Annotated in this window: 26 protein-coding genes and 1 tRNA gene; 17 read left to right on the plus strand and 10 right to left on the minus strand. The window is 59.9% G+C overall.

Going from position 1 to position 24771, the window contains the following annotated elements; translation table 11 throughout:
* Nucleotides 1–216 precede the first annotated feature (216 nt).
* The gene (hisD, locus tag HX805_RS07560) at nucleotides 217–1500 is read right to left on the minus strand and encodes a histidinol dehydrogenase (RefSeq protein WP_177116743.1); all 1284 of its coding nucleotides are present in this window, start codon (nucleotides 1498–1500) and stop codon (nucleotides 217–219) included.
* A gap of 288 nt (nucleotides 1501–1788) precedes the next feature.
* On the opposite strand from hisD, the gene HX805_RS07565 reads away from it, so the two are divergent.
* From HX805_RS07565 to HX805_RS07575, 3 genes are read left to right on the plus strand one after another with little or no spacing between them, the layout of a single operon-like run.
* Nucleotides 1789–2508 (plus strand): ThuA domain-containing protein, encoded by a 720-nt coding sequence (locus HX805_RS07565; RefSeq protein WP_032898774.1) that lies wholly within the window; start codon nucleotides 1789–1791, stop codon nucleotides 2506–2508.
* The gene (locus HX805_RS07570) at nucleotides 2505–4292 is read left to right on the plus strand and encodes a thiamine pyrophosphate-binding protein (RefSeq protein WP_177116732.1); all 1788 of its coding nucleotides are present in this window, start codon (nucleotides 2505–2507) and stop codon (nucleotides 4290–4292) included. Before HX805_RS07565 ends, HX805_RS07570 begins: the two co-directional genes overlap by 4 nt.
* A gap of 17 nt (nucleotides 4293–4309) precedes the next feature.
* Nucleotides 4310–5920, plus strand: a complete 1611-nt coding sequence (locus HX805_RS07575) for a GMC oxidoreductase (RefSeq protein WP_102369430.1) — start codon at nucleotides 4310–4312, stop codon at nucleotides 5918–5920.
* Nucleotides 5921–6028: 108 nt separating this feature from the next.
* Here the strand turns inward: HX805_RS07575 and HX805_RS07580 are convergent, their stop codons facing one another.
* A complete protein-coding gene (locus tag HX805_RS07580) occupies nucleotides 6029–7126 on the minus strand; it encodes a LacI family DNA-binding transcriptional regulator (protein ID WP_177116733.1) in 1098 nt (365 codons plus the stop codon).
* A 55-nt stretch (nucleotides 7127–7181) separates the two neighbouring features.
* Nucleotides 7182–8309: an MFS transporter gene (locus HX805_RS07585; RefSeq protein WP_177116744.1), complete on the minus strand. Its 1128-nt coding sequence runs from the start codon at nucleotides 8307–8309 to the stop codon at nucleotides 7182–7184.
* 243 nt (nucleotides 8310–8552) lie between these two features.
* Here HX805_RS07585 and HX805_RS07590 point away from each other — a divergent pair, with 243 nt between their 5' ends.
* Nucleotides 8553–9815: an MFS transporter gene (locus tag HX805_RS07590; protein WP_102604557.1), complete on the plus strand. Its 1263-nt coding sequence runs from the start codon at nucleotides 8553–8555 to the stop codon at nucleotides 9813–9815.
* Nucleotides 9816–9830: 15 nt separating this feature from the next.
* On the opposite strand, the gene HX805_RS07595 is transcribed toward HX805_RS07590, so the two are convergent.
* Nucleotides 9831–10580: a hypothetical protein gene (locus tag HX805_RS07595; protein WP_177116734.1), complete on the minus strand. Its 750-nt coding sequence runs from the start codon at nucleotides 10578–10580 to the stop codon at nucleotides 9831–9833.
* Between the two features lie 191 nt (nucleotides 10581–10771).
* On the opposite strand from HX805_RS07595, the gene HX805_RS07600 reads away from it, so the two are divergent.
* Nucleotides 10772–11332, plus strand: coding sequence for a fasciclin domain-containing protein (locus HX805_RS07600; RefSeq protein WP_003219652.1), 561 nt, complete (start codon nucleotides 10772–10774; stop codon nucleotides 11330–11332).
* Between the two features lie 56 nt (nucleotides 11333–11388).
* On the opposite strand, the gene HX805_RS07605 is transcribed toward HX805_RS07600, so the two are convergent.
* Nucleotides 11389–11586: a hypothetical protein gene (locus HX805_RS07605; protein WP_023658951.1), complete on the minus strand. Its 198-nt coding sequence runs from the start codon at nucleotides 11584–11586 to the stop codon at nucleotides 11389–11391.
* Between the two features lie 98 nt (nucleotides 11587–11684).
* The gene (locus tag HX805_RS07610) at nucleotides 11685–12005 is read right to left on the minus strand and encodes a hypothetical protein (protein ID WP_177116735.1); all 321 of its coding nucleotides are present in this window, start codon (nucleotides 12003–12005) and stop codon (nucleotides 11685–11687) included.
* Nucleotides 12006–12184: 179 nt separating this feature from the next.
* On the opposite strand from HX805_RS07610, the gene HX805_RS07615 reads away from it, so the two are divergent.
* From HX805_RS07615 to HX805_RS07630, 4 genes are all read left to right on the plus strand, one after another.
* Nucleotides 12185–12487: a helix-turn-helix transcriptional regulator gene (locus HX805_RS07615; RefSeq protein ID WP_003219649.1), complete on the plus strand. Its 303-nt coding sequence runs from the start codon at nucleotides 12185–12187 to the stop codon at nucleotides 12485–12487.
* A 62-nt stretch (nucleotides 12488–12549) separates the two neighbouring features.
* The gene (locus HX805_RS07620) at nucleotides 12550–13542 is read left to right on the plus strand and encodes a zinc-dependent alcohol dehydrogenase family protein (RefSeq protein WP_003219647.1); all 993 of its coding nucleotides are present in this window, start codon (nucleotides 12550–12552) and stop codon (nucleotides 13540–13542) included.
* Nucleotides 13543–13582: 40 nt separating this feature from the next.
* Nucleotides 13583–13840, plus strand: a complete 258-nt coding sequence (locus tag HX805_RS07625; RefSeq protein WP_102604527.1) for a hypothetical protein — start codon at nucleotides 13583–13585, stop codon at nucleotides 13838–13840.
* A 230-nt stretch (nucleotides 13841–14070) separates the two neighbouring features.
* A complete protein-coding gene (locus HX805_RS07630; RefSeq protein ID WP_003219643.1) occupies nucleotides 14071–15399 on the plus strand; it encodes an OprD family porin in 1329 nt (442 codons plus the stop codon).
* Nucleotides 15400–15526: 127 nt separating this feature from the next.
* Here HX805_RS07630 and HX805_RS07635 read toward each other — a convergent pair whose 3' ends face one another.
* On the minus strand, nucleotides 15527–15985 hold the full coding sequence (locus HX805_RS07635) for an Hsp20 family protein (protein ID WP_003219642.1): 459 nt from the start codon (nucleotides 15983–15985) through the stop codon (nucleotides 15527–15529).
* A gap of 362 nt (nucleotides 15986–16347) precedes the next feature.
* Here HX805_RS07635 and HX805_RS07640 point away from each other — a divergent pair, with 362 nt between their 5' ends.
* Nucleotides 16348–17259: a bifunctional GNAT family N-acetyltransferase/nucleoside diphosphate kinase regulator gene (locus HX805_RS07640; protein WP_177116745.1), complete on the plus strand. Its 912-nt coding sequence runs from the start codon at nucleotides 16348–16350 to the stop codon at nucleotides 17257–17259.
* A 248-nt stretch (nucleotides 17260–17507) separates the two neighbouring features.
* Here the strand turns inward: HX805_RS07640 and HX805_RS07645 are convergent.
* Nucleotides 17508–17598 (minus strand) — tRNA-Ser (locus HX805_RS07645).
* A 152-nt stretch (nucleotides 17599–17750) separates the two neighbouring features.
* Here HX805_RS07645 and HX805_RS07650 point away from each other — a divergent pair.
* From HX805_RS07650 to HX805_RS07680, 7 genes are all read left to right on the plus strand, one after another.
* Nucleotides 17751–18422, plus strand: a complete 672-nt coding sequence (locus HX805_RS07650; protein ID WP_003219636.1) for a Bax inhibitor-1/YccA family protein — start codon at nucleotides 17751–17753, stop codon at nucleotides 18420–18422.
* A gap of 89 nt (nucleotides 18423–18511) precedes the next feature.
* Nucleotides 18512–18904 carry a sulfurtransferase complex subunit TusD gene (tusD, locus tag HX805_RS07655; RefSeq protein ID WP_003219632.1) on the plus strand — a complete coding sequence of 131 codons (393 nt, stop codon included), beginning with the start codon at nucleotides 18512–18514 and terminating at the stop codon, nucleotides 18902–18904.
* 1 nt (nucleotide 18905) lies between these two features.
* Nucleotides 18906–19256 carry a sulfurtransferase complex subunit TusC gene (gene tusC, locus HX805_RS07660; RefSeq protein WP_087693046.1) on the plus strand — a complete coding sequence of 117 codons (351 nt, stop codon included), beginning with the start codon at nucleotides 18906–18908 and terminating at the stop codon, nucleotides 19254–19256.
* Complete coding sequence (gene tusB / locus HX805_RS07665) at nucleotides 19256–19549, plus strand: sulfurtransferase complex subunit TusB (RefSeq protein ID WP_177029081.1); 294 nt, start codon at nucleotides 19256–19258, stop codon at nucleotides 19547–19549. The genes tusC and tusB overlap by 1 nt, the downstream gene beginning before the upstream one ends.
* Nucleotides 19546–19881, plus strand: a complete 336-nt coding sequence (locus HX805_RS07670; protein WP_177041787.1) for a TusE/DsrC/DsvC family sulfur relay protein — start codon at nucleotides 19546–19548, stop codon at nucleotides 19879–19881. Before tusB ends, HX805_RS07670 begins: the two co-directional genes overlap by 4 nt.
* A complete protein-coding gene (locus HX805_RS07675) occupies nucleotides 19878–20879 on the plus strand; it encodes a glycosyl transferase family protein (protein ID WP_102369435.1) in 1002 nt (333 codons plus the stop codon). Before HX805_RS07670 ends, HX805_RS07675 begins: the two co-directional genes overlap by 4 nt.
* An 88-nt stretch (nucleotides 20880–20967) precedes the next feature.
* The gene (locus HX805_RS07680; RefSeq protein WP_177080931.1) at nucleotides 20968–21963 is read left to right on the plus strand and encodes a glutathione S-transferase family protein; all 996 of its coding nucleotides are present in this window, start codon (nucleotides 20968–20970) and stop codon (nucleotides 21961–21963) included.
* Nucleotides 21964–22093: 130 nt separating this feature from the next.
* On the opposite strand, the gene cysG is transcribed toward HX805_RS07680, so the two are convergent.
* Nucleotides 22094–23488: a siroheme synthase CysG gene (cysG, locus tag HX805_RS07685; protein WP_177116736.1), complete on the minus strand. Its 1395-nt coding sequence runs from the start codon at nucleotides 23486–23488 to the stop codon at nucleotides 22094–22096.
* Entirely contained in the window at nucleotides 23489–24769 is a 1281-nt protein-coding gene (serS, locus tag HX805_RS07690; RefSeq protein ID WP_003219618.1) for a serine--tRNA ligase, read from the minus strand.
* Between the last annotated feature and the right edge of the window lie 2 nt (nucleotides 24770–24771).

Genomic DNA, 24771 nt, shown 5'->3' on the forward strand with positions numbered 1-24771 from the left:
GGGTAACCCGGCAGGACGCCGGGTTAGCCGTCCTGGGCCAGGGATGGCCCATGACGGCGGCCCACGGTCCAAAGCCGGAGTGAGGGCACACCGAGCCTAGGCGAGGTGCCGAGTGGTGGGGCAAGAGCGTTTTGCTTACTTTTGCGCTCTTCAAAAGTGAGCCGCTGTAAGAGCGGAACCAATAGAGGCCGTTACCCAAACAACGGATATGTACCCTCAACCGTGCTTCTTGTAACGACGAATCCGAATATCCGCCTGCTCCTTGTGCCCCGCAAACCCTTCCATCCCGCAAAGCCGCGAGCAGTATTCCCCTACCAACACCGAAGCCTCATCCGTCAGCACCCGCTGGTACGTGCACGTCTTGATGAACTTGCCGACCCACAGCCCGCCGGTGTACCGCGCAGTCCCGGTGGTAGGCAATGTGTGGTTAGTCCCAATCACCTTGTCGCCATAGGAAACGTTGGTGCGCTCACCAAGGAACAACGCGCCGTAATTGGTCATGTGCTCCAGGAAATACAACGGATCGCGGGTCATCACCTGCACGTGCTCGGAGGCGATGCGATCGGCTTCCTGCACCAGCTCGTCGATGCTGTCGCACAGGATGATTTCGCCATAGTCGCGCCAGGCGACAGAAGCAACCGGTGCGGTGGACAGGATCGCCAACTGCCGCTCGATCTCCGCCGGCAGGGTTTGCGCCAACTCCGCACTGTTCGTCAAAAACACCGCAGGCGAATTAACCCCATGCTCCGCCTGCCCCAACAAATCGGCAGCGATGATTTCAACATCGCTGCTGTCATCAGCAATCACCAGTGTCTCTGTAGGCCCGGCAATCAAGTCGATACCAATCTTGCCGAACAACTGACGCTTGGCCTCGGCCACATACGCATTACCCGGCCCAACGATCATATCCACCGGCTTGAACGTATCGGTGCCCAACGCAAACGCAGCAATCGCCTGCACCCCGCCCACGCAATAGATCTCATCGGCACCCGCCAAATACATCGCCGTCACAATGGCCGGATGAGGCTTGCCATCAAACGGCGGCGCGGCCGCAACAACGCGCTTCACCCCGGCCACCTTGGCTGTCAGCACGCTCATATGCGCCGACGCCAGCAACGGGTACTTGCCGCCCGGAATGTAGCAAGCCACCGAGTTCACCGGAATATTGCGATGCCCAAGGATCACGCCAGGCAAGGTCTCGACTTCCACATCGTGCATCGAGGCTTTTTGCACCTCGGCGAAGCGCCGGACCTGGGCCTGGGCAAAGGTGATATCGCCGATTTCCTGCTCGGACAGGCTCGCCACGCAGGCGGCAATTTCTTCGTCGCTCAGCCGGAAAGATACAGGCGACCACTGATCAAACTGCTTCGAGTATTCACGTACGGCCGCATCGCCGTTACGGGCGACGTTGGCGATGATGCGCTCAACGGTATCGCGGACTTGGGCGGCAATCTCGGCTTGGGCTTCGACCGGTTTAGGCGTTTTCAGGTAACGAATCATCAGTGGCTCCAGGTGGTTCTTGAGGGCACGCGACATGCCCCCGGCATTGGCAACCATCTTTTCCTACCCCCCTGCCCCGGGCAATTTCGCAGCCTCCCTATTGGTGACGCAACCTGACGCAACACAGACGCAGTGTTGAAGCACTGCGGCGGGCTGCTGATGTTATTCGTATAACCCCCGATGAAAAACATGTAAGCCCCATTGACTTAGGGATTCGGAGTGATAGGTTAAATAAGCGGTTATACGTATAACCTAACAATCACACCCAACGTAAAGAGGTGATCAACCGTGAGTCGAGTCTTGTATCTATTCGGTGGCTGGCCCGGCCATTTCCCCTACGAAATTGCGGCATGGGCGCGCACCGTTTTCCAGGAACTGGATTTCGAGGTCGAAGAGTCCACCGACATCTTCACACTGGACAGGGACTTGACCGGTTATGACCTGATCGTGATCGGCTGGAACAACGCCGTCACTACCGAGACGCTCACCGCGTCCCAGGAAAACCGCCTGCTGGAAGCGATCGAAAGCGGCACCGGCCTGGTGGGTTGGCACGGCGCAGGCGCGGCGTTTCGCGCCAGCCTCAAATATCACTGGGTGCTCGGCGGCTCATTCCTCGAACACCCGATGGGCGAAGGCTTTCCCCACCCGTACCAGGTCAACGTCATCGACCACAGCCACGAGGTGACCCAGGGCGTCGAGGATTTCGAGGTACGGTCCGAGCAGTACTACATGCAGGTCGACCCGAACATTCATGTGCTGGCTGAAACCACCTTCGACGGCAACCCCTTCCCCTGGCTCAACGGCCATCGCAGCCCGGTGGCCTGGGTGCGCCAGTGGGGCCAGGGGCGGGTGTTCTATCACTCCATCGGGCACGACACCAGCAACCTCGCCGACCCGAATATCCGCCGCCTGACCAAGCAAGGCCTGAACTGGGCGACACGCGGGCGTGCAGCCAGTACCGCCGAGGCAACCCCCTCCGTTTCATCAACCCAAGGAGTCCTGTCATGACTAAATTGACCGGCAGCCAGATCGTGGCTCAAACCCTGAAAAACTATGGCGTCGAATACGTCGCCGGTATTCCCGGCCACGGTATCTGGACCCTGACCGACGCCTTCCTCGAAGAAGACTCCAAGCTCAAGTTCATCCAGGTGTTCCATGAGCAGAGCGCGGTGCACCTCGCCGACGGTTACTACCGGGTGAGCGGCAAGCCGATGGCGGCAGTGACGTCCATCGGTGCCGGCGCCGCCAACACGGTGATCGGCATGGCCACCGCGTTTACCGACTCCACCAGCCTGATGCTGATCACCGGCGGGCCACCCACTCACATGCGTGGCCATGGCTTGCTGCAGGAGCTGGAGCGCTACACCGACAACGACTTCCCGAAAATCGCCGAGGCCGTGACCAAGCGTCATTGGGTGGCGACCCGTGTTGAAGAGTTGCCGTTCATGATGCACCGCGCCTGGAGCGCAATGGTCACCGGACGCCCGGGGCCGGTGCACCTGGAAATCCCGATGGATGTGCAGGCCGAGGCCGCTGAAGTGACCCTGCATGCCCTCGAAGAGCGCACCCCGATCGGCAAATGCTTCCCGGACCCGGCAGCCACCGCACGCGCAGTGGAAGAGCTGAAACTGAGCAAGCGCCCGGTGCTGGTGATCGGCGGCGGCGTGATTACCGGCGAAGCCAGCGCGGAATTGTTCGCCCTGGCCGAAGCCTGGAAGATCCCGGTGGTCACCACCTGGAACGGCAAGAGCGGCTTCCCGGAAGATCACCTGTTGTTCGCCGGCAGTGTCGGCCAGACCGGCACCCTGTGCGGCAATAAAGTCGCGTCCACCGCAGACGTGATCATCGCCGTGGGCTGCCGTTTCACCGACTGGTCGTCGTCCAGCTACGCCAAGGGCGTGACCTTCGCGATCCCGCCGTCGAAGCTGATCCACATCGACATCGACCCGCATGAAATCGGCAAGAACTACCCGGTGACCGTGGGCATTTGTGCCGACGCCAAATACGCCCTCGCCGCCATTGTCGAAAGCCTGAAAGGCGAGACGGTTGAACGCGAAGAGTACCTGAGCGACCTGCGCGGTTATCAGGAAGAATGGGAAACCAAACTGGCGGGCCGTCGTGACTCCGATCGCTTTCCGTTCACCTCGCAACGCCCCCTCGGCGCGCTGCGCAAAGTGTTCCCGCGGGACACCATCGTGGTGGTTGGCTCGGGCAATACCCAGGGCGCGGTCAAGCAGACTTTCCCGGTCTATACGCCACGTACCCACCTGACCTCCGGCGGCTTCTCGTCCATGGGCTGGGCCGTACCTGCGGCCATCGGTGCGAAGCTGGCGGCGCCTGACCAGCCGGTGGTGTGCATCCTCGGGGATGGCGATTTCCTGATGACCTCCCAGGAAATTGCGATCTGCGTGACCAACAATATCCCTGTGGTGTTCCTGATCCAGAACAACGCCGGCTACATGTCGATTCGCGGTGGCCAGCGCAAGCAGACCAGCCGCCATATCGGCACTGAATTCAACCACCCGGACGGCACGCCCTACAGCCCGGACTTCAAGGCGGTGGGCGAAGCCTTCGGCCTCAAATCCTACCGTGTGGAGCGCCCGGAAGACCTTGAGCCTATCCTGCAGGAAGCGCTGGATTTGAATGTGCCGGTGCTGATCGAAGTACCCACCGACCGCGATGCGGCTGGCCCTTGGGTGCCCGGCTGGTGGGACTTCCCGATTCCGGAATACATCACCGACGAACGCCAGGATGAGTACTGGCAAATCCGTAATTCCGAACAACACCTGTAAATGCCGGAGCGGCTCACATGAGTGATGCATTGATTTCGCATCATGCAGAGCTGAATCCACAACCGGGGGCGCCGCGCGAACCGCGCGCCCTCGACGTGGTGACACCTGATGCAGATGGCACGATCAACTGTGACGTGGTGATTATCGGCTCGGGCATGGGCGGTTCGACCTTCGCCCATGCCCTGCGTGACAGCGGGCTGGATATTGTGATCGTCGAACGAGGGGATTTCCTGCCCCGGGAAATCCAGAACTGGAGCGCTGAAGCGGTGTTCGGCCAAGGACGCTATCGCAATGCCGAACCGTGGCTGGACCAGGCCAACCAAGCATTTTCGCCGGGGGTGTTTTATTACGTCGGCGGCAACACCAAATTCTACGGCGCCATGCTGCCACGGTTTCGCGAGGCGGACTTTGGCGAGATCCAGCATGCCGAGGGCGTGTCGCCTGCGTGGCCCGTCAGCTACGCCGAGTTTGAACCCTGGTACGCCGAAGCGGAAAAGCTCTACCGCGTGCATGGCCAGGCCGGCATTGACCCCAGCGAACCCTGGCGTTCAGGACCCTTCCCGCAACCGGCACTCAAGCACGATCCGGCCCTGGTTGCGCTGGAGCAAAGCATGCAGCGTGCCGGACTCAAGCCGTTCGTGATGCCGGCGGCGGTGGACTATGGCGATGGCGGCGATTGCGTATTGTGCTCAACCTGCGATGGCTATCCGTGCCTGGTGGAGGCCAAGGCCGACGCTGAAGTTTCTGCGCTCAGGCCCGCCCTGCGCAGTGGCAGCATTCGGCTGATGACTCGCACCACGATCAGGCAGCTGAACACCGATAACGATGGCAAAACCGTGACTCAAGCGCGGGGTCTGTTCGATGGACGCGAGGTGACACTGCGTGCCAAACGCTTCGTGCTGGCGTGCGGCGCAGTCAACAGTGCGGCATTGCTGTTCAAGTCTGCGAACGCTCAACATCCTCATGGCCTGGGCAATAGCTCTGGGCAGTTGGGGCGTAACTACATGGTGCACAACAGCACCTTCATGCTGGCGGTGGACCCGCGACGCAAGAACAACGTGACCTTCCAGAAAACCCTGGCCATCAATGACTGGTACAGCGCCAGCCCGCACAACGCATTCCCCTTGGGTAACGTGCAGATGCTGGGGAAAATCCGCGAGCCGATGATCAGTGCCATGCGGCCCTGGCTGCCGAAATTCGCTTCACGCTATATCACTGACCACAGCGTAGACCTGTACCTGACCTCGGAAGATCTGCCGACCCAGGACAACCGCGTCACCTACGACACACAGCGCGGTGCGATCAAGGTTCACTGGACGCCGAACAACCTCAAGGCCCATGAAGGACTGGTGAGCAAGGCCACCCAAACCATGCGTGATGCAGGGTATCCGCTGATCCTCAAGGCGCGCATGGGCATCGCGACGAACTCCCACCAGTGTGGCACTGCCGTGATGGGCAAGGACCCAACCACCAGCGTGCTGGACCTGAACTGCAAGCTGCATGACCTGGAGAATGTATGGGTGGTGGACAGCTCGTTCTTCCCGTCGTCGGCGGCGGTTAATCCGGCACTGACCATCGCGGCGAATGCCCTCAGAGTAGCGGCACACTTCAAGGGGCAGCCCGGGTAAAGGTGGGAGCTGGCTTGCCTGCGATGCAGTCGACTGGGTCTGTCAGTGGTATTGAGTCGATGCCATCGCAGGCAAGCCAGCTCCTACAGCGATCCCTTAACAACGGGATCAGGCGTCTGCCTGCTGGATACTGCGGGTCGACGTACGCACCACCAGCTTGGTGGCGAAAATCTTCTGCTCGGGCGCCAGCGGCGCATCAACCGGGGCATTCAATTGCTCGGTCAGCATGCGTGCGGCGTACACGCCCTTCTCCACCATGGGTTGCGCAATGGTGGTCAAACCGAGTTGCACCGCCTCGGGAATATCGTCGAAGCCGATCACCGAAAGTGTCTGCGGCACTTGGCGACTGAGGGCGTGGGCGGTTTTCATGCAGGCAATCGCCATCACATCCGAGCACGCCACCACTGCCGTGACGTCGTTGGAGGTCAGCAATGTGAACGCTGCGGCCTGGCCGGACGTGGAATCCAGCCCACCGGCCTCGATCACGCTCAGGTCTTCAAACGCCAGGCCCGCGGCGGTGGCCGCCTCCACGTAACCGGTGAGGCGTTCGCGGACAATCCGCTCACTGGCACTTTTGAAGCGTTGCAGGTCAATCGGGCCGCGGTAACCATCCGGATTGAGGCGGTCAATGATGACGCCGATCTTGCGGTGGCCCAGGTCCAGCAGATGCTGCATTTGCGTGCGAGCCGCACCGCGATCGTCGATGCCGACAAAAAACGAATTCTCGACCAGCGGCGAGTCGATCACCACGAACGGAATACTGTGCTTCACCACCGCCAGCACCGCCGGGTGATCATCGGGCAGGGTCGAGATAATCAGGCCATCCACCAGCCCGCGCAGGGCCAGGCTGCCGTGGCTCGCCGCCGGGCCCCGGCCCACCAGGCGGTTGTTGTTGAGCGGAAACAGTGTCAGTGCGACATTTTCCAACTCGCCCACTTCACTGATGCCGCGCAGCATGGCGATGGTGCACGGGTCGGCAAAGGCCAGGGACAACTTGTCCATCATCATCAACCCGATGGCGCCGATCTTGCCCGAGCGCAGGCTGCGGCCCAGCACATTGGGGCCCGGGTAGCCCAATGAAGCGGCCACCTCGAGGATATGCTCGCGCTGGGCCGGGGACAGTTTGGAAGGTCGGTTGTAGGCGTAAGACACCGCAGGCTGGGACACCCCTGCCGCCAGTGCTACGTCTTTCATTGAAACGGCCATCGCTTGCTTCCCAATCCTTTTGAAACCTCATGCGAGGTCATGAAAAAACAGGCGCTCAGTGTACCCGTTGAGGGGAAACCTTCGGAACCAGTCGTGTGGCACTGAACATGATTGCGACCATCAGCGAGGCAACCGCCAGCAGCGCCCAGGATAGATTCGTCGCGTGGGCGAACAAGCCGATCACCGCCGGGCCCATCAGGATACCCAGATAACCGAGGCTGGTGGCAGCGGCAATCGCCAGTTCCCCCGGCATGGTCTTTTGCGCGCCCGCCAGCGACAGGTACACCGGCGCGATGTTGGCCAAACCAATGCCGATGACCGCAAACCCCACCAGGTTCACCTGCCAGTTCGTCGCGAGCACCACCGTGAGAAAGCCCAGGATTACAATCAGGCCACCGCCCACCAGTACTAGCCGGGCGCCGAGCCTGAGCAGAATCCGGTCGCCACTCAAGCGCCCCAACGCCATCATCACGGCGAAGCAGGCGTAGCCCAGGCCTGCAATGGAAGGCTCGACATCACGCACCTGGGTCAGGAACACCGCGCTCCAGTCGAGAATCGCACCTTCGGCCAGGAACGCGAACAGGCACAGAATCCCCAGCACCAGGACTTTACGCGTGGGCCGCACAAAGATCGGGCTGCCCTCTTCGCCGCTGCGCCCGAGCATCTGGCGCCCGTAACTCAGGACAAACGCAGCCAGTGCCGCCATCACCGCGCTGCTGGCCAGCAACGGCGTGGCGCCCAGCCAGAGCAGCGCGGTGATCCCCGCCGCACTGACAATCGTGCCCAGGCTGAACAAGCCATGAAAACCCGACATCAAGGACCGCCCGGTCGCACGCTCAACCATCACGCCCTGTACGTTCATCGTCACATCCACTGCGCCGCACCCTGCACCGAACACGGTCAGGGCAAACATCAAGCCCAAGAATGAATGTGTGGTCGCCAGCAGAGGCAGCGTCAGAAACACCAGGGCGATGCCGATGTGCATGGTAAAGCGGCAACCTTTGCGGGCGTTCAGGATGCCCGCCAGCGGCATCATCACCAGTGAGCCGAGGCCCAGGCACAGCAACAGGATGCCCAATGCGCCGTCGTCCACCCCGGCCCGGCTGCGCGCATAGGGAACCAGCGGCGCCCAGGCGCCCATGCACAGGCCGGACAGCAGAAACGTCAAGCGGTAGGCCGACATATGCGGCGTGGAGCACGGCAATAACAACTCTTGAGACGACACGGAAACCCCAATACCTGGACAGTTGGAGTTATACGTATAACTTAAAACTCAAGCGCCAGCCACTGCCTTGTGACTGTTACATATTCTGGATTGATAAAGCATTGACAGCCTACAGGGTGCAGGTTTTACTTCCGTAAGGTTATTCGTATAACCCAAAATTGCATAACCACCCCACAAAAACAAAAGGGACCATGCAGCGTGATAAGCACTTTCCAGAAAACCCCGATCCCCCCGCGTATTCGCAAGGCACGTATCGCCACCTTTCTCGGCTTCATGATGATCGGCGCCATGATGTACATCTGGTCCACCGGTGTAAGCGTGTTCAGGACCCAGCTTGGCCTGACGGGAGAACTCGGGGACTCGAGTTTCGGCCTGATTGCCCTCGGGGTCGGGGTCGGCTCCGCAGCCGGTGCGCTGCTGGTCGGGCGGCTGCTGGACACCTTCGGCGCCAAGCCGGTAATTACCCTTGGCGCCCTCGCCTATCCCCTTTCGATTATCCCGCTGGGCTTCGTCAACGGTTTCTGGTTTGCGCTGTGTTTCGGCTCTGTGCTGGGGCTGTTGCGCGGCGCCCTGGATACCGCCTTGAATGCCCACGGCGTGCAGGTTGAACGGTTTTATCGACGCTCGATCATGTCCGGCTTCCATGCCTTCTATTCCCTGGGCGGCTTCCTGCTGGGCATGGCATGCAGTTGGCTGACCCGGTTCTACACCGACAGCGTGCTGGTGCCTTACACCGTACTGGGCCTGGCGATGTTCATTCTGGGCTGTGTGTTCAGCCGATGGTTGCTGGGCAAGCATGATGTGCCCGACGCCCAGCTCGACGACTGGCAAGCCGGCACCCAGTCCCGGGACGAAACCGGCAAGGGCCCTTCGGCCAAGACGCTGCTGGTGATGATCGCTCTCGGCACCTTGCTGCTGGGCAGCATGATGGGCGAAAACGCAATTGCCGACTGGGGCCAGGAATACATTCGCCGGGAGTTCGCGACCACCACCTCGACCGCAGGCATGGCGGTCTCACTGTTCGTCGGTGCGTCATTCGTGGGGCGTCTTTTTGGCGACCGCCTGGCCGCTGCGTTCGGTAATGCGCAGGTGGTGTTTGGATGCGGTACGTTGTGCGTCCTCGGCATGATCACCACGATATTGGGCGGTACGGCCGTGACCGGCGTTGTCGGCTTCGCGTTGTTTGGCCTCGGCCTTTCGTGCATCGCACCGTTGATGATCTCCGCCGCCGGGCGCCGGGACCCGGCACATGCCGGGCGCAATATCGGCATCGTCAACTGCATCGGATTTTCCGGGATGCTGGTGGGCCCCGCCGTCATCACCGTCATCGTCAGCAACTTCGGCCTGAGCAAGCTGATGTTCTTCCCGCTGGTGATGCTCGGTTTGCTCGCGACGTTCGGCCCACTGCTGATGCGCGCGCCGAAGAAAACCGTTGCCCGCGGCAAAGCGCAAACCGAGGTGTGAGGGAGGCCCGCATCGTCACTGCACCGGCAGGAAATTCATCAGCAGCAAGCTTTGCGCGTAGTTGAGCCCGATGCGCCGGTAGCGTTCGTCGAGCATCTGGGTCAACAGGTCGAGGCGCGCGACGATCTTGCCGAACTCCACGGCAAAGCTGAGGTTGCTGCCCGCCTCCGAGATCTCGTTGGAGAACAGCAACAGCGAGCCATTGGCATCCTGGCGCTGACTGAGCAGCCAGGTGGCCTTCTCGATATTGCGCGCGGCATTGCTGACGAACTGCGGGTTGATCGAGTCCGTTATATAAAACTCGGTGCGCCCGCCGTGTGCCGTCACCAGCATGCTGCCGATCGCGTAGATGAAGGCGCCTACCCGGTCGCCGCGAAACTCCGGGCTCAGGGAATAGCTCAGCGCCGCCAGGTCGCGACGATCCCCCAGGGCGGGCAGTGGTTGGCGAAGTTCGATGGCCTGGCGGATTTGCCGGGCGGCGGTCACCGCGTCGGTGTAACCCGATTGACGCCACTGGTTGGGGTTGCGCAGGTAGAGCTTGCTCATCAGCAGATACAGGCTTTGCAGGTTGTCGCGCATGCTCAGGGTGGCCATGCGATCAACGCTGGTCTGGAAGAACTCGTCGGGCTTGCCGTTGCGGAACTGCGTGGCAATATCGCGCCCCTGCTGCTGGCTGCAACCGTTGGCGCAAAGCATCAAAACCGCAGCCAGCCACAGCGGCTGACGCATCCATCGGGTGATAAAAACAGGTAACGTGCGATCCATCGGCACCAGGTCTGGGTCTGCTGTCCACGCCGGAAATTAGTGTGGTCGGGACAGAGATAGATCGGAAGAACGGGAAAAAGTGCAGTGAGGGCGGCAAACCAATAATTTTTCCAGAGGTGCATCCACTTTGATCCTTGGTACGTAGATTCAATACCCTCACCCGGAGGGCACAAGCACCAAGGAGATACATCATGCACGCCATCTACAAAAAAATTGCTGCCGTTGCCTGCTTTACGATCCTCTCCGTCACCACATCCCTAAGTTTTGCCGCCGACACCGTAATGGTGGGCGGCGCGGCGATGTATCCGACGAAAACCATCGTCGAAAACGCAGTCAACTCAAAGGACCACACCACTCTGGTTGCGGCGGTCAAGGCAGCCGGACTGGTGGATACCCTTAACAGCAAAGGCCCGTTCACCGTATTCGCACCGACCAACGAAGCTTTCGCCAAGCTCCCCGCAGGCACCGTGGATACGCTTGTGAAACCTGAGCACAAAGCCGATCTCACAAAAATCCTGACCTATCACGTGGTGGCTGGCACTCATACCTCTGCACAACTGATGGCCGACGCCAAGAAGAACGGCGGTACCGTGATGTTGAAAACCGTGCAGGGTGAGTCGCTGACGATCAAGCTGCATGACGGCAAACTGTGGGTGGTGGATGCCAAGGGTGGCAAGGCCAGCATCAGCATTGCGGATGTGATGCAGTCCAATGGCGTGATTCATGTGGTTGATTCGGTGCTGATGCCGTAATCGTCGCTTGACACCGAAAAGCCCGACGCAGTGTGCGTCGGGCTGATTCGGATGCTTCAGTTGTCGGGGTGTTCACTCGCGACAGAATCAGCCGCATCCACATCCGACATATCCTCTTCCAGAGGGGCATCATCGTCCGGTGGTAGAGGCGCTTCAGGTTGATCGCGCCGAGGATCATGCCCGGTTTCATTGTCTGTACCGCGCGTTACGCCTTGCTGGGATACGTTCCCAGGGGCCTTCTCGTTAATTTCCATGCTGGCTCTCCGTTCTAGCGCGGGATGTCCGTGCTTGAACATGAGAAACGATGCGGTGTCGCGAGTGCCGGCCGATGGACGAACGGTGGGGATCAATTTCATAACGGCCCTAACGCTCCGAGAGACTCTATCCACCGCAGGATCGCGGGTTTCTCTGCTGGTTTTTCGCCAATGCAACACACCTCGGGGTCGGTGAGAGAACACCAGACAGACACCGGGTCTCCCACTCGCAAGCCATACGAGGCTTTACGAAGCGCCGTCGTTGACCAAGCGTCAACCGTCTCGTTGAGAGACTTGTGAAAGTGCTGCCCATTGACGCTATAGCTGAAGCTCATGAACTGGCGTCCGGCCCACGATGCCTCACGCCCGACGAAGGTTTCGTAGCCAGGCACCACTTGCCCCACGTCCATGGCGCTCATGAGTTCTCTCCTGAAAACAGCCCGGAAACACGTTTGTTTTTTGTGCTTTTACACTGTTATAGCTCAGAGGCCCGCAGCGCGACACGTCCTTGGTCGCCGCCTCCGGTGAGGCCTGAAACTGACTACCCTTTATATCTGACACACATTGACATATCGATAATTCTCGATATGATCGCGCCATGGACTTACTCGAAATATTCAAAGCCCTCTCAAACCAGACACGCCTCGAAATCCTGAAAGGTTTGAAGGACCCCGAGAAGAACTTCCCTGCACAAGATGAAGGGGACGTTCACACGGTGGGCGTGTGCGTCAGCAGTATTCAGGAAGGCATCGGGCTCTCGCAGTCGACGGTGTCTGGTTACCTGGCAACGCTGCAACGGGTGGGTCTGGTCGAAGTCAGGCGCATCGGCCAGTGGACTTACTACAAGCGCAATGAAGCCACCATCCGCAGGCTTGCCGAGATCATAGGGAAAGATTTGTAGTTTTTTTACCACAGAATATCGAGATTTCGCGATATCCCTTTTTATCGAAACGAGGAAATGCAATGAAGGCGTTGATACTCAAGTCATTTGGCGGCCCGGAATCATTCGAACTTCGCGACGTTCCCAAGCCCGTTCCGCACACGGGGCAAGTCCTGGTCCGCGTACACGCAACCTCCATCAACCCGCTGGATTACCAGGTCCGACGTGGCGACTACGCTGACCTGGTGCCGCTACCGGCGATTACCGGGCATGACGTATCGGGGGTCGTTGAGGAAGTCGGGCCGGGGGTTACGTCCTTCGCGCCAGGCGACGAAGTCTGGTACACCCCGCAAATATTTGACGGACCCGGCAGCTATGCCGAATACCACGTGGCGGCCGAAGGCATTATCGGGAAGAAGCCCCCTGCCCTGAGTCACCTTGAAGCGGCAAGCCTGAGCCTGGTCGGCGGCACCGCCTGGGAAGCGCTGGTGGTGCGTGCAGCCCTCAGGGTGGGAGAAAGCATCCTGGTGCACGGCGGCGCGGGCGGCGTCGGCCATGTGGCGATCCAACTGGCGAAAGCCATTGGCGCCCAGGTGTTCACCACCGTACGCGACGTCAATGTCGAGTTCGCGCGAAGCCTGGGTGCGGACGTAATCATCGACTACGAAAAGGAAGATTACGTCGACGCCATCCTGCGGGAAACGGGTGGCCGTGGCGTTGATGTGGTGTTCGATACCATCGGCGGCACCACATTGTCCCGTAGCCCGGACGCGCTTGCGCAACTGGGTCGCGTGGTCACGATTGTGGACACGGCGCACCCCCAGAACCTCGTCCAGGCCTGGGGCAGGAACGCGAGTTATCACTTCGTCTTCACACGACAGAACCGCGGCAAGCTGGATGAAATGAGCGCACTGATCGCCAACGGTCAACTGCGGCCACACGTTGGCGCGGTCTATTCCCTTGCCGACATCCCGCTCGCCCATTCCCGCCTGGAAAGCCCCAACAACGGCATTCAAGGGAAAATCGCGATTGCCGTGTCCGCCGGCTTACAGGAGGATTGGCGCAACGGTGCTTGAGCTGATCGCACTGAACCACTTTTTTGGAGAGCACGGGTAAATGGCAGAACTGATGGAAAGGCTCGACGGCCCAAGGACCGCACAGCAGGAACTGTTCTACGACCTCGAAGATGCGACGGCCGTTATCGCCTGGTCGGTCAATCAATTGGCCACTATCGCCGGGGTCGCCAAATCACCCGACGAAGCAGTCGCCCTGATGAAGATGGGTGCACTGCTCGCGGCTCAGCAGGAAAAGCTCAGCGGGTACGCGGATGAGGTGAAGGCCGGAAGGATTGTGCGAGGAGAGGATCACTCGTGATAAATACGCTACGCACCCAACAACCTTTCACATCCCTTTCACACTCGAGCGCTTATCGTCACTCCAGCTCCTAAGTGAACACCTTTAAGCCCGCACTCCCCATCGCGGGCTTTTCTTTGCCTGGAATTTGGTAAAAGGGATATCAAAACCTTCATCCAGTTTCATTTGTTGATGGCCTGGGCTGTCGCCTTAATGCTCCCACACGAACTCGTGCACAGGAGCAAAATATAATGAAAAAACGTCAACCGTTACTTCAGCTCAATACCTTGGCCGTGGCGCTGGCATTTGCCTTGCCGGCCATGAGCTATGCCAGCGATCAGTCCGACTCCAAGGGCTTTGTCGCCGACAGCAGCTTGAATATCCTCAACCGCAACCTGTTCTGGAACCAGAACGGCAACGGCGCCCACACCCGTGACTGGAGCCAGGCGCTGATGGCAACCTACAGCTCGGGCTTCACTCAAGGCACCATTGGCATCGGCATTGATGCGTTTGCCGACCTGGCGTTGCGCATCGACGGGGACACCGACCGCGCCGGTGGCCCGAACATACCGTCCGACGCCAATGGCAATCCGGATCATGGCTTCGCGAAGGCCGGTGGTGACGTCAAGTTCCGTATTTCCAATACCACGCTCAAGGTCGGCGACCTGCAGCCTACGTCGCCGGTGTTCGCCACCGCCGATAACTACCTGATGCCACAGACCGCAACAGGCTTCCAGATCGACAGCCATGAAATCACCGGCCTGAACCTGGAGGCCGGCCATTACACCTCCGGCACCGGTACCACCACCACCTCGCGCAGCGGCGACATTCTCGCCAGCTATGCGGGCGTGGAAGCGTCGTCGGCCAGCTTCGCGGGCGGCAAATACCAGTTCAGCAAGGAATTCACCGCGTCGCTGTACGGAGCACACCTGGAAGACGTGTGGAATCAGTACTACGTCAACCTGAACCTTGTTCATCCACTGACCGATGACCAATCCGTCGCGCTGGACTTCAACCTCTATCGCACACTGGACGACGGCAGCGCCAAGGCCGGGACCATCGACACCACCGCAGCCTCGCTGGCGGCTGCCTACACCCTGGGTGCACAGACCTTCACCCTGGCCGGGCAGAAAGTGCATGGTGACGAGCCGTTCGACTACGTCGGCTTTGGGGAGACCAATGCCGGCGTCGGTGCCGGGCGCTACGGCAACTCGATCAACCTGGCTGACTCGGTGCAATACTCCGACTTCAACGGCCCGGGCGAGCGGTCCTGGCAGATGCGCTATGACCTGGACATGGGAGCCTTTGGCGCCCCCGGCCTGAGCTTCATGGCCCGCCATATTCGCGGTGCCGGCATCGACGGTACGCATACCCCCGGCAATTCGGCCTACACCGGGTTCTATGGCGCCAACGACCAGGAACACGAAACCGACGCCGAAGTGAAATACGTCGTGCAGAGTGGCCCGGCCAAGAAGCTGTCCTTTCGCCTGAGGGAAGCCTGGCACGATGGCGATGCTTCCACCGGGGGGCATCTGGTGCAGACACGCCTGATTACCGAGTACCCGTTGAATATCTTCTAAACAGGCGGGAGTGCCCGGTTGATGGATCTACCGGGTACTCTGCGTAGCCAGGTATTGATCGGTAGGCGTTTTGATTCCACACACAAAAAAAGGCGCTACCAAGAGCGCCTTTTTTGTTACCGCTGACTTATTGCAAACTAACCTGACGCAGTTCGGGCTCTTTCCCGCTACCAATCGTGATGCGCTTGGGCTTGGCCTCTTCAGGAACCACGCGCAGCAAGTCGATGCTTAACAGCCCGTTGTTCATCGAAGCACCGCGCACCTCGATATGATCTGCCAGCCGGAACGACAGCCGAAATGCTCGTTGCGCGATGCCCTGGTGCAGATAAGTGACTGCTTTCTCGGTTTCGCGCTTGTCGCCAACGACTGTCAAAACGCCCTTCTCGACCTGAATATCCAGATCCGCTTCAGTAAGCCCAGCGACAGCAATGACAATGCGATATTCGTCATCACCGTGCTTTTCCACATTGTGAGGCGGATAAGTGTTCGGAGCCTCGCTGCGAAGCGCCGACTCAAACAGGTCATTGAAGCGATCGAAGCCCACGGATTGACGGAACAAAGGGGCCAAGGAAAGGGTAGTAGCCATCTCAAAATCTCCTGATTAAATCCAAGTGATTAAGTGCGCGACCCGCATTCGGCGTCGCGTGATAAAAATTTATGTTCGCCGGGAAAATTTTCAAGAGGGCAGATAAAAATTTTTACATTTGAGTACCAGCCGGGAACGGCTTGCTCGGTTGGATAGACAGGCCGCCCTCAGGCTGCGATGCGTAGTCAGCCCACCTTTCTCTTGAGTGCTTGCCTGGGTCGGGTTCAGCAAGCGGTGGCTTCGTGGAACTCTCTGGCATGTTCGCCATTACTCGCGGCATGTTTTAAAATATCCGGTTGCCGAAGAACCGCCATGACATATCCATGAAGGGCTTCAATCCTTTACAAGTAAGTGTGGTCAAGATGAACAAGCCTTTCATTTCGCTGTGCCCTGAAATTACGCGGGCGCACGCGCTGACGTTGATGGATTGGTTAGAGGATGAGCGCATCACCTGCTACCTGAGCGATTCGCGTCATGTCTCCCGCTCCATTGAGCAAGTCATTGATCGGACTCAGTTGCCGATCCTGACTCATCTATTCAACCAGGGCGGCAGATTCTTTATGGCCTATGACCGGCATGACGCCCCGGTGGGCTTTGTCCGTCTCATCAAGACCGGCTCAAATTGCGAGATTGTCCTGGTCATCGGAGACAGCGACAAATGGGGCCGGAACCTGGGCGCCAGCACGATCCGCGAAGGCATGAAACTGGCCTTCCTCGACATGCGGGCCGAGAAGCTCATCGCCAAGATTCACCCGGACAACTCGCGCTCGCTGAAAGCCTTTCTGCGCAGCGGCTTTATGCTGGAGAGCGAAACGCCGACATTGACGTCATTTTCCATGACGGCGGCGAGCTATTTCCAGTTCTTGCGCGAAGGCGCCGGTGGCGACTCCACCAGGATCTACATCACTGAAATCGACAAGGCCAGGCTCGAGGATCTGATCGCGTTCGAGCAAGGCCCGGCGGTTGTTGAACTCGAACATGAGCTTGAGCGGGCCATTGTCGTCAAGCCGCAGCAGGTGGCGTGCAATGTCATCACGATGAACTCCAGGGCCTTGCTGCAACTGGACGATGAAGAGTTCGAAGTGGCCTTGGTCTACCCTGAAGACGCGGACAGCAACGCAGCAAAGCATTCCGTGTATTCCGACATAGGCACCGCCATCCTTGGCTATCAGGAGGGAGACGCCATCGACTGGCGAATTGCTGACCGGACCCGCCGGATTGAGATCAAGAAAGTGCTTTACCAGCCGGAGGCTGCGGGCGACTTCCACCTGTAATTGCGCCTTTTCTCAGTAACGAATCACGCCAGACAGCGCGCCCGGCTTGGGTGCCTGACTTCTCCAGCGTGAACTGATAACCGAGACGGTTATCGGCGCGGGGGGTGAGATCGTGAAACCTACCCGCTGACGCCCACTTTTTGCAGAGTTGCGGAAACTGCCTGAAATGATACGGAAACGATTAGAGGTGTATTCCTGAACCCCAGAAACGCAAAAGCCCCGCAATAGCGGGGCTTTTGAGTAAATCTTGGCGGGAAACCAGGGATTCGAACCCTGGAGACGCTATTAACGTCCGCCGGTTTTCAAGACCGGTGCATTCAACCACTCTGCCAATTTCCCTTGTGCAACACAGGATTAGCATAGCCCATCCTGTCTCAGCGGGCGCCATAATACCCGAATGAAACACACTGTCAAACTCTCGCCATAGCTTGTTACAGAGCGTCTGTTATGATCCTTGCGACTGAATGTTTCAAAACTGAAGGAGTGTCGCCATGCGCGAACAAAATTACGCAGTGAATGGAAACGCGCAGGCTGAGCAGCTAGAAGTTAGCCGCGTCCTGCGCAATACGTACGGCTTGCTCGCTCTCACCCTCGCGTTCAGCGGCGTGATGGCCTTCGTAGCCCAGCAAATGCGCGTCGGCTACCCGAATATCTTCGTCGTGCTGATCGGCTTCTACGGTCTGTTCTTCCTGACCAACAAGCTGCGCGACTCGGCCTGGGGCCTGGTGTCGGCGTTTGCCCTGACCGGTTTCATGGGCTTTATCCTCGGCCCGATCCTTAACCGCTACCTCGGCATGGCCGGCGGCGCGGAAGTGGTCAGCTCGGCATTTGCCATGACTGCCCTGGTATTTGGCGGCCTGTCGGCCTATGTGCTGATCTCCCGCAAGGACATGAGCTTCCTGGGTGGTTTCATCACCGCCGGTTTTTTCGTGTTGCTGGCTGCCGTACTGGCAGGCATGTTCTTCCAGATCAGCGGCCTGCAACTGGCGATCAGCGCAGGTTTCGTGCTGTTCTCCTCGGCCTGCATCCTGTTCCAGACCAGCGCAATCATCCAGGGTGGCGAGCGTAACTACATCATGGCCACCATCAGCCTGTATGTATCGATCTACAACCTGTTTATCAGCCTGTTGCAGATCTTCGGCATCATGGGCCGCGACGACTGATCGCAGCCGCATGCAAAAAGCCCGCTTCGGCGGGCTTTTTGTTGCCTGCGGCTTTATCATTGCCACAGGTTTTGCCTTCAGAGTGTTCCATGAAGTTCGCGATTGCGCTTTTTTCCGCCGCCCATGCGCCCTCCTCGCGCCGTGCCTTGCTGTTCGCCCAGGCGGCGCTGGCGGGTGGACATGAGATTGTGCGGCTGTTTTTTTATCAGGATGGCGTCTACAGCGCGTCCACTAACATTGTTGCGCCGCAGGATGAGCAGGATATCGCCCGTCAGTGGCGCGAGTTTGTCAGCGAGCATCAGCTCGATGGCGTGGTGTGCATCGCCGCGGCCCTGCGCCGTGGCGTGCTGAATGCCGAAGAGGCCACCCGTTATCAGCGCAGCGCGGTGAACCTGGACGCGCCTTGGGCATTGTCCGGGCTTGGGCAGTTGCATGACGCCGCCCAGTCCGCTGACCGCTTGATCTGCTTCGGAGGGCCGTGACATGTCGAAATCCTTGCTGGTGATCAGCCGACAGGCGCCGTGGTCCGGCCCCAGCGCCCGTGAAGCGCTGGATATCGTATTGGCTGGCGGCGCGTTTGATTTGCCGATTGGCCTGTTGTTTCTGGATGACGGCGTGTTTCAACTGGCCGCGAGCCAGGACGCCAGGGCCGTGCAACAGAAAGACCTGAGCGCCAACCTCCAGGCCCTGGAATTATTTGGCGTCGAAGAGGTGTTTGCCTGCAGCCATAGCCTCGCCGTGCGCGGGCTGGCCACCTCCGGCAACGCACAGCCGCTGAGCAGTGAACAAATTTCACAGATGATTGACCGTTACGACCAGGTGATTACCCTCTGATGTCGACCTTGCATGTGGTATCCCACTCGCCTTTTACCGACAGCCGGCTGGACAGCTGCCTGCGCCTCTGTGGCACCCAGGATGCGATCCTGCTGTGCGGCGACGGCGCCTACGCCCTGCAACCCGCCAGCGCGACTTGCCAGGCCCTGCAGGCCAGGGGCGTGAAAGTGTTTGTACTGGCCGAAGACAGCCAGGCGCGTAACCTCGCCGTGCCTGAATGGGCCGGCAGTGTCGATTACCCGGCGTTCGTCCAGCTGTCGATCGACTATGACAAAGTCAACACCTGGCTATGAACACTTTGACCGTAGGTGAACGCACCCTCGAACTGGACAAGGACGGCTACCTCGTCGACCTGACCGAGTGGTCCAGCGACGTGGCCAACGCCCTCGCCACTACCGAGGAGCTGGAGCTGACCCCGGAACACTGGGAAATCCTCGAACTGCTGCGCGGCTTTTATACCGAATTCCAGCTGTCGCCCGCCACCCGCCCGCTGATCAAGTACACCGCCTTGAAGCTGGGCCCGGAAAAGGGCAACAGCCTGCACCTCAACCGACTGTTCAAAGGCACTCCCGCCAAACTCGCCGCCAAGCTGGCGGGCCTGCCCAGGCCGACGAATTGCTTATGACTGATTTTGCCCCGTTGATCACTGAAACCCCTGCCGAGCACCCGTTCGCGCCGTTCGTGCGCATCCTCGGCAAAGGCAAGCGCGGCGCCCGCAACCTCACCCGTGAGGAAGCCCGGGAAGCCATGGGCATGCTGCTGGACGAGAAGGTCGAAGACACCCAGCTCGGCGCCTTCCTCATGCTGCTGCGGCACAAGGAAGAAAGCCCGGAAGAACTCGCAGGCTTCACCGAAGCCGTGCGCGAGCGCCTGAATGCACCGTCGCTCAATGTGGATGTCGACTGGCCGACCTACGCCGGTAAAAAACGCCACCTGCCGTGGTACCTGCTGGCAGCCAAGTGCCTGGCACAGAACGGCGTGCGTATCCTGATGCACGGCGGCGGCGCGCATACGGCAGGCCGGCTCTACACCGAGCAGTTGCTGGATGGCTTGCAGATTCCGTTGTGCCGCAATTGGCAACAGGTGGAAGCGGCCCTTGAACAGGGCAACCTGGCGTTTATTCCCCTGGGGGACTGGGCGCCGCAACTGCAGCGCATGATCGACCTGCGCAACACCCTGGGCCTGCGCTCGCCGATCCATTCACTGGCGCGCATCCTCAACCCGTTGAGCGCCCGCTGCGGCCTGCAAAGCATCTTCCACCCGGGCTACCAGGGCGTACACCGCGATGCCAGCGGCCTGCTTGGCGACAACAGCATCGTGATCAAGGGCGACGGCGGCGAGATCGAGATCAACCCGGACACCATCAGCCACCTGTACGGCACTACCGGCGGCGAAAGCTGGGATGAAGAGTGGCCCGCCCTCTCCGCCCAGCGCCACGTCAAGCCTGCGGCCCTGGAGCCCGAGCATTTGAAGGCGCTATGGCGCGGTGAGGTGCAGGACAGCTACCCGCAACTGGCACTGATCGCCACCATGGCCCTGGCCTTGCGCGGCCTCGGCCACCCGCGGGAACAGGCGTTCGAACTGGCCCAACAGTACTGGGATGCCCGGGACAAATCGATTTAGTCGATCATTAACCCCCAGCCTTTGCGCTTTTTGTTCGAACTCAGACCTTTAGACTGCACTCCAACGCTTATTAGCCAAGGAGTCAGTCATGGGTTTGCTGATCGAAGGACGCTGGCATGACCAGTGGTACGAAAGTAGCGCAGACGGCGCCTTCCAACGGGAGCAGGCGCAACGCCGCAACTGGGTGACCGCCGATGGTGAACCCGGCCCGACCGGCGAAGGCGGTTTCGCGGCTGAAGCCGGTCGTTACCATTTATACGTATCCCTCGCCTGCCCCTGGGCGCACCGCACATTGATCCTGCGCAAGCTCAAAGGCTTGGAAAGCCTGATCGACGTGTCGGTGGTCAGTTGGCTGATGCTGGAAAACGGCTGGACCTTCGACAAGGCCCATGGCTCCAGCGGCGACAAGCTTGACGACTTCACCTTCATGCACCAACGCTACACCGCCGACACCGCCAGCTACACCGGGCGGGTCACAGTGCCGGTGTTGTGGGACAAGAAGCTCAAGCGGATTGTCAGCAATGAGTCGGCGGAGATTATTCGCATGTTCAACAGTGCGTTTAATGAACTGACCGGCAATCAACTGGATTTCTATCCCGAAGCCCAGCGCTCGACCATTGATGCACTGAACGATCGAATCTATCCCGCCGTGAACAACGGTGTGTACCGCGCAGGCTTTGCCACGTCACAAAAGGCTTATGAGGCCGCATTTGATGATGTGTTTGCCGAACTGGATCACCTTGAGCAGCACTTGGGTGAGCATCGTTACCTGGCGGGAGAATACCTGACTGAAGCCGATGTAAGGCTTTTCACCACGGCGATCCGGTTTGATGCGGTGTACTACAGCCACTTCAAATGCAACCTGCGGCGAATTGCGGATTATCCGAACCTGTCGAACTGGCTAAGGGAGTTGTATCAGTGGCCGGGGATTGCCGAGACGGTGGATTTTGCTCACATCAAGGGGCATTACTACGCCAGTCACCGCACGATTAATCCGACGGGGATTGTGCCAAAGGGGCCGTTGCAGACGTTTGAGGCGGAGCATGACCGGGAGCGGTTGAGCGGGAAAGGGATTTGGAGTTGATCCAAGCCCTGTAGGAGCAAGCTTGCTCGCGAAGGTCGTCAACGATAACGCGCTCATGCTGAATGAACGCGGTGACCTTGAGTTTTTCGCGAGCAAGCTCGCTCCTACAGTTGAACATCTGTCGCGGTTATCAGACTTGCGACTGAGCGCCTTCAAACCACTTCAGCTTCTCACGCAACTGCACCACTTCTCCCACAATCACCAGTGTCGGCGCATGAACCTCATGTTCCGCCACCATGCGTGGCAGGTCAGCCAGGGTACCGGTAAACACCCGCTGGTTGGACGTGGTGCCCTGCTGGATCAACGCCGCCGGCGTATCCGCCGAACGACCATGCTGGATCAGCTGTTCGCAGATGATCGGCAACCCGATCAAGCCCATGTAGAACACCAGGGTCTGCGAAGGGCCCACCAGGTCACTCCACGGCAGGTCCGAAGTCCCGTCCTTCAAGTGCCCGGTAATGAAGCGAACCGATTGCGCATAGTCGCGGTGGGTCAGCGGAATACCGGCATACGCCGCGCAACCACTGGCCGCGGTAATACCCGGCACCACCTGGAACGGGATGCCATGGGCCGCCAGCTCTTCGATCTCTTCACCGCCACGCCCAAAGATGAACGGATCGCCACCCTTGAGCCGCAGCACGCGCTTGCCTTGCCTGGCCAGGTCCACCAGTTGCTGGTTGATCTGGTCCTGCGGCACCGCATGGTCGGCGCGACGCTTGCCGACATACACCCGCTCGGCATCGCGACGGCACAATTCAAGAATCGCCGGCGCCACCAGGCGGTCGTACAGCACCACGTCGGCCTGTTGCATCAAGCGCAAGGCGCGGAACGTCAGCAGGTCCGGATCACCCGGGCCTGCGCCCACCAGGTAGACTTCGCCCGGTGCGTGGGGCGGTGCGCCGTTGATTTTCTCCACCAGCAGACGCTCGGCTTCATCGCCCTGCCCGGCCAGTTGCCGATCAGCAATCGGGCCTTGGAAGACGTCTTCCCAGAACGCGCGACGTTGCTGCACATCCGGGAACAAGACTTTGACCTGGCTGCGAAACCGCGCCGCCAACCCGGCCAACTGGCCATAAGTCGACGGAATCCAGGTTTCCAGCTTGGCGCGGATCAAGCGTGCCAGCACCGGCGCATCGCCGCCGCTGGACACTGCGATCACCAACGGCGAACGGTCGACAATCGCCGGGAAGATCACGCTGCACAAGGCCGGCGCATCCACCACATTGACCGGTACGCAACGACGCCGGGCATCGCTGGACACTTGCGCGTTCAGCGGCTCGTCGTCGGTCGCCGCGATGATCAGGGTGCAACCGTCGAGGTCAGCCTCCTGATAACCACGCAAAATCAGTTCACCGCCACTGCCCTGCACCAGTTCACGCAACTGGTCTTCAATCTGGGGAGCAACCACCCGCAACAACGCGCCGGCGTCGGCCAGCAGCCGGGATTTGCGCAAGGCAATCTCCCCGCCACCGACGACCAACACACGACTGCCGCGCAGGTTATGAAACAGCGGCAGAAATTCCATTTAGCCGATGACCTCAACGCCCGCCATGTACGGCTTGAGCACTTCAGGCACGCGGATCGAACCGTCAGCCTGCTGGTAGTTTTCCAGCACGGCCACCAGGGTACGGCCTACTGCCAGGCCCGAACCGTTGAGGGTGTGGACCAGCTCGGGCTTGCCGGTTTCCGGGTTACGGAAACGCGCCTGCATGCGACGGGCCTGGAAATCACCGCAGTTGGAGCACGACGAAATCTCGCGGTATTTGTCCTGGCTCGGCACCCACACTTCCAGGTCGTAAGTCTTCACGGCACTGAAACCCATGTCGCCGGTGCACAGCGCCAGAACGCGGTACGGCAGCTCCAGCAGTTGCAGGACGCGTTCGGCGTTGGCGGTCAGGCCTTCCAGCGCTTCCATGGAAGTCGACGGCTCGACAACCTGCACCATCTCGACCTTGTCGAACTGGTGCTGGCGAATCATGCCGCGGGTGTCGCGGCCCGATGCACCGGCTTCGCTGCGAAAGCATGGCGAGTGGGCGACAAACTTGATCGGCAACTGCTTGGCGTCGAGGATTTCCCCGGCCACGATATTGGTCAGCGATACTTCGGCGGTCGGGATCAGGTACAAGTCGGCTTCGCCATCGCGGCTGATCTTGAACAGGTCTTCCTCGAATTTCGGCAGCTGGCTGGTGCCCATCAGCGCCGGAGCCTGGACCAGGTACGGGGTGTAAGCCTCTTCGTAGCCGTGCTCGCCGGTGTGCAGGTTGATCATGAACTGCGCCAGGGCGCGGTGCATGCGTGCAATCGGGCCACGCAGCAAGGCAAAGCGCGCGCCGGACATTTTGGCCGCCGTTTCGAAGTCCAGGCCACCGGTCAGTTCGCCCAGGGCGACGTGGTCCTTGATCTCGAAATCGAAGGCTTTTGGCGTGCCCCAGCGACGGACTTCGACGTTGCCGTCTTCGTCTTCGCCGATCGGCACGGATTCGTGCGGCAGGTTCGGGATGCCCAGCAGGATCGAGTCCAGTTCGGTCTGGATAACGTCCAGCTCGACTTTGCCGGAAGCCAACTCGCCAGCCATACGCTCGACATCCGCCATCAACGGCGCGATGTCTTCGCCGCGCTGCTTGGCCTGACCGATGGATTTGGAACGCGCATTACGCTCAGCCTGCAGTGCTTCGGTGCGGGTCTGGACGGTCTTGCGCTGTTCTTCCAGCGCTTCGATGCGCGCAACATCCAAGGCAAAGCCACGGGATGCCAGGCGGTCCGCTACGTCCTGAAGGTTGCTACGTAACAGTTTGGAATCGAGCATGT

This window comes from Pseudomonas sp. G5001 (assembly GCF_013385475.1).
Lineage (GTDB): Bacteria > Pseudomonadota > Gammaproteobacteria > Pseudomonadales > Pseudomonadaceae > Aquipseudomonas.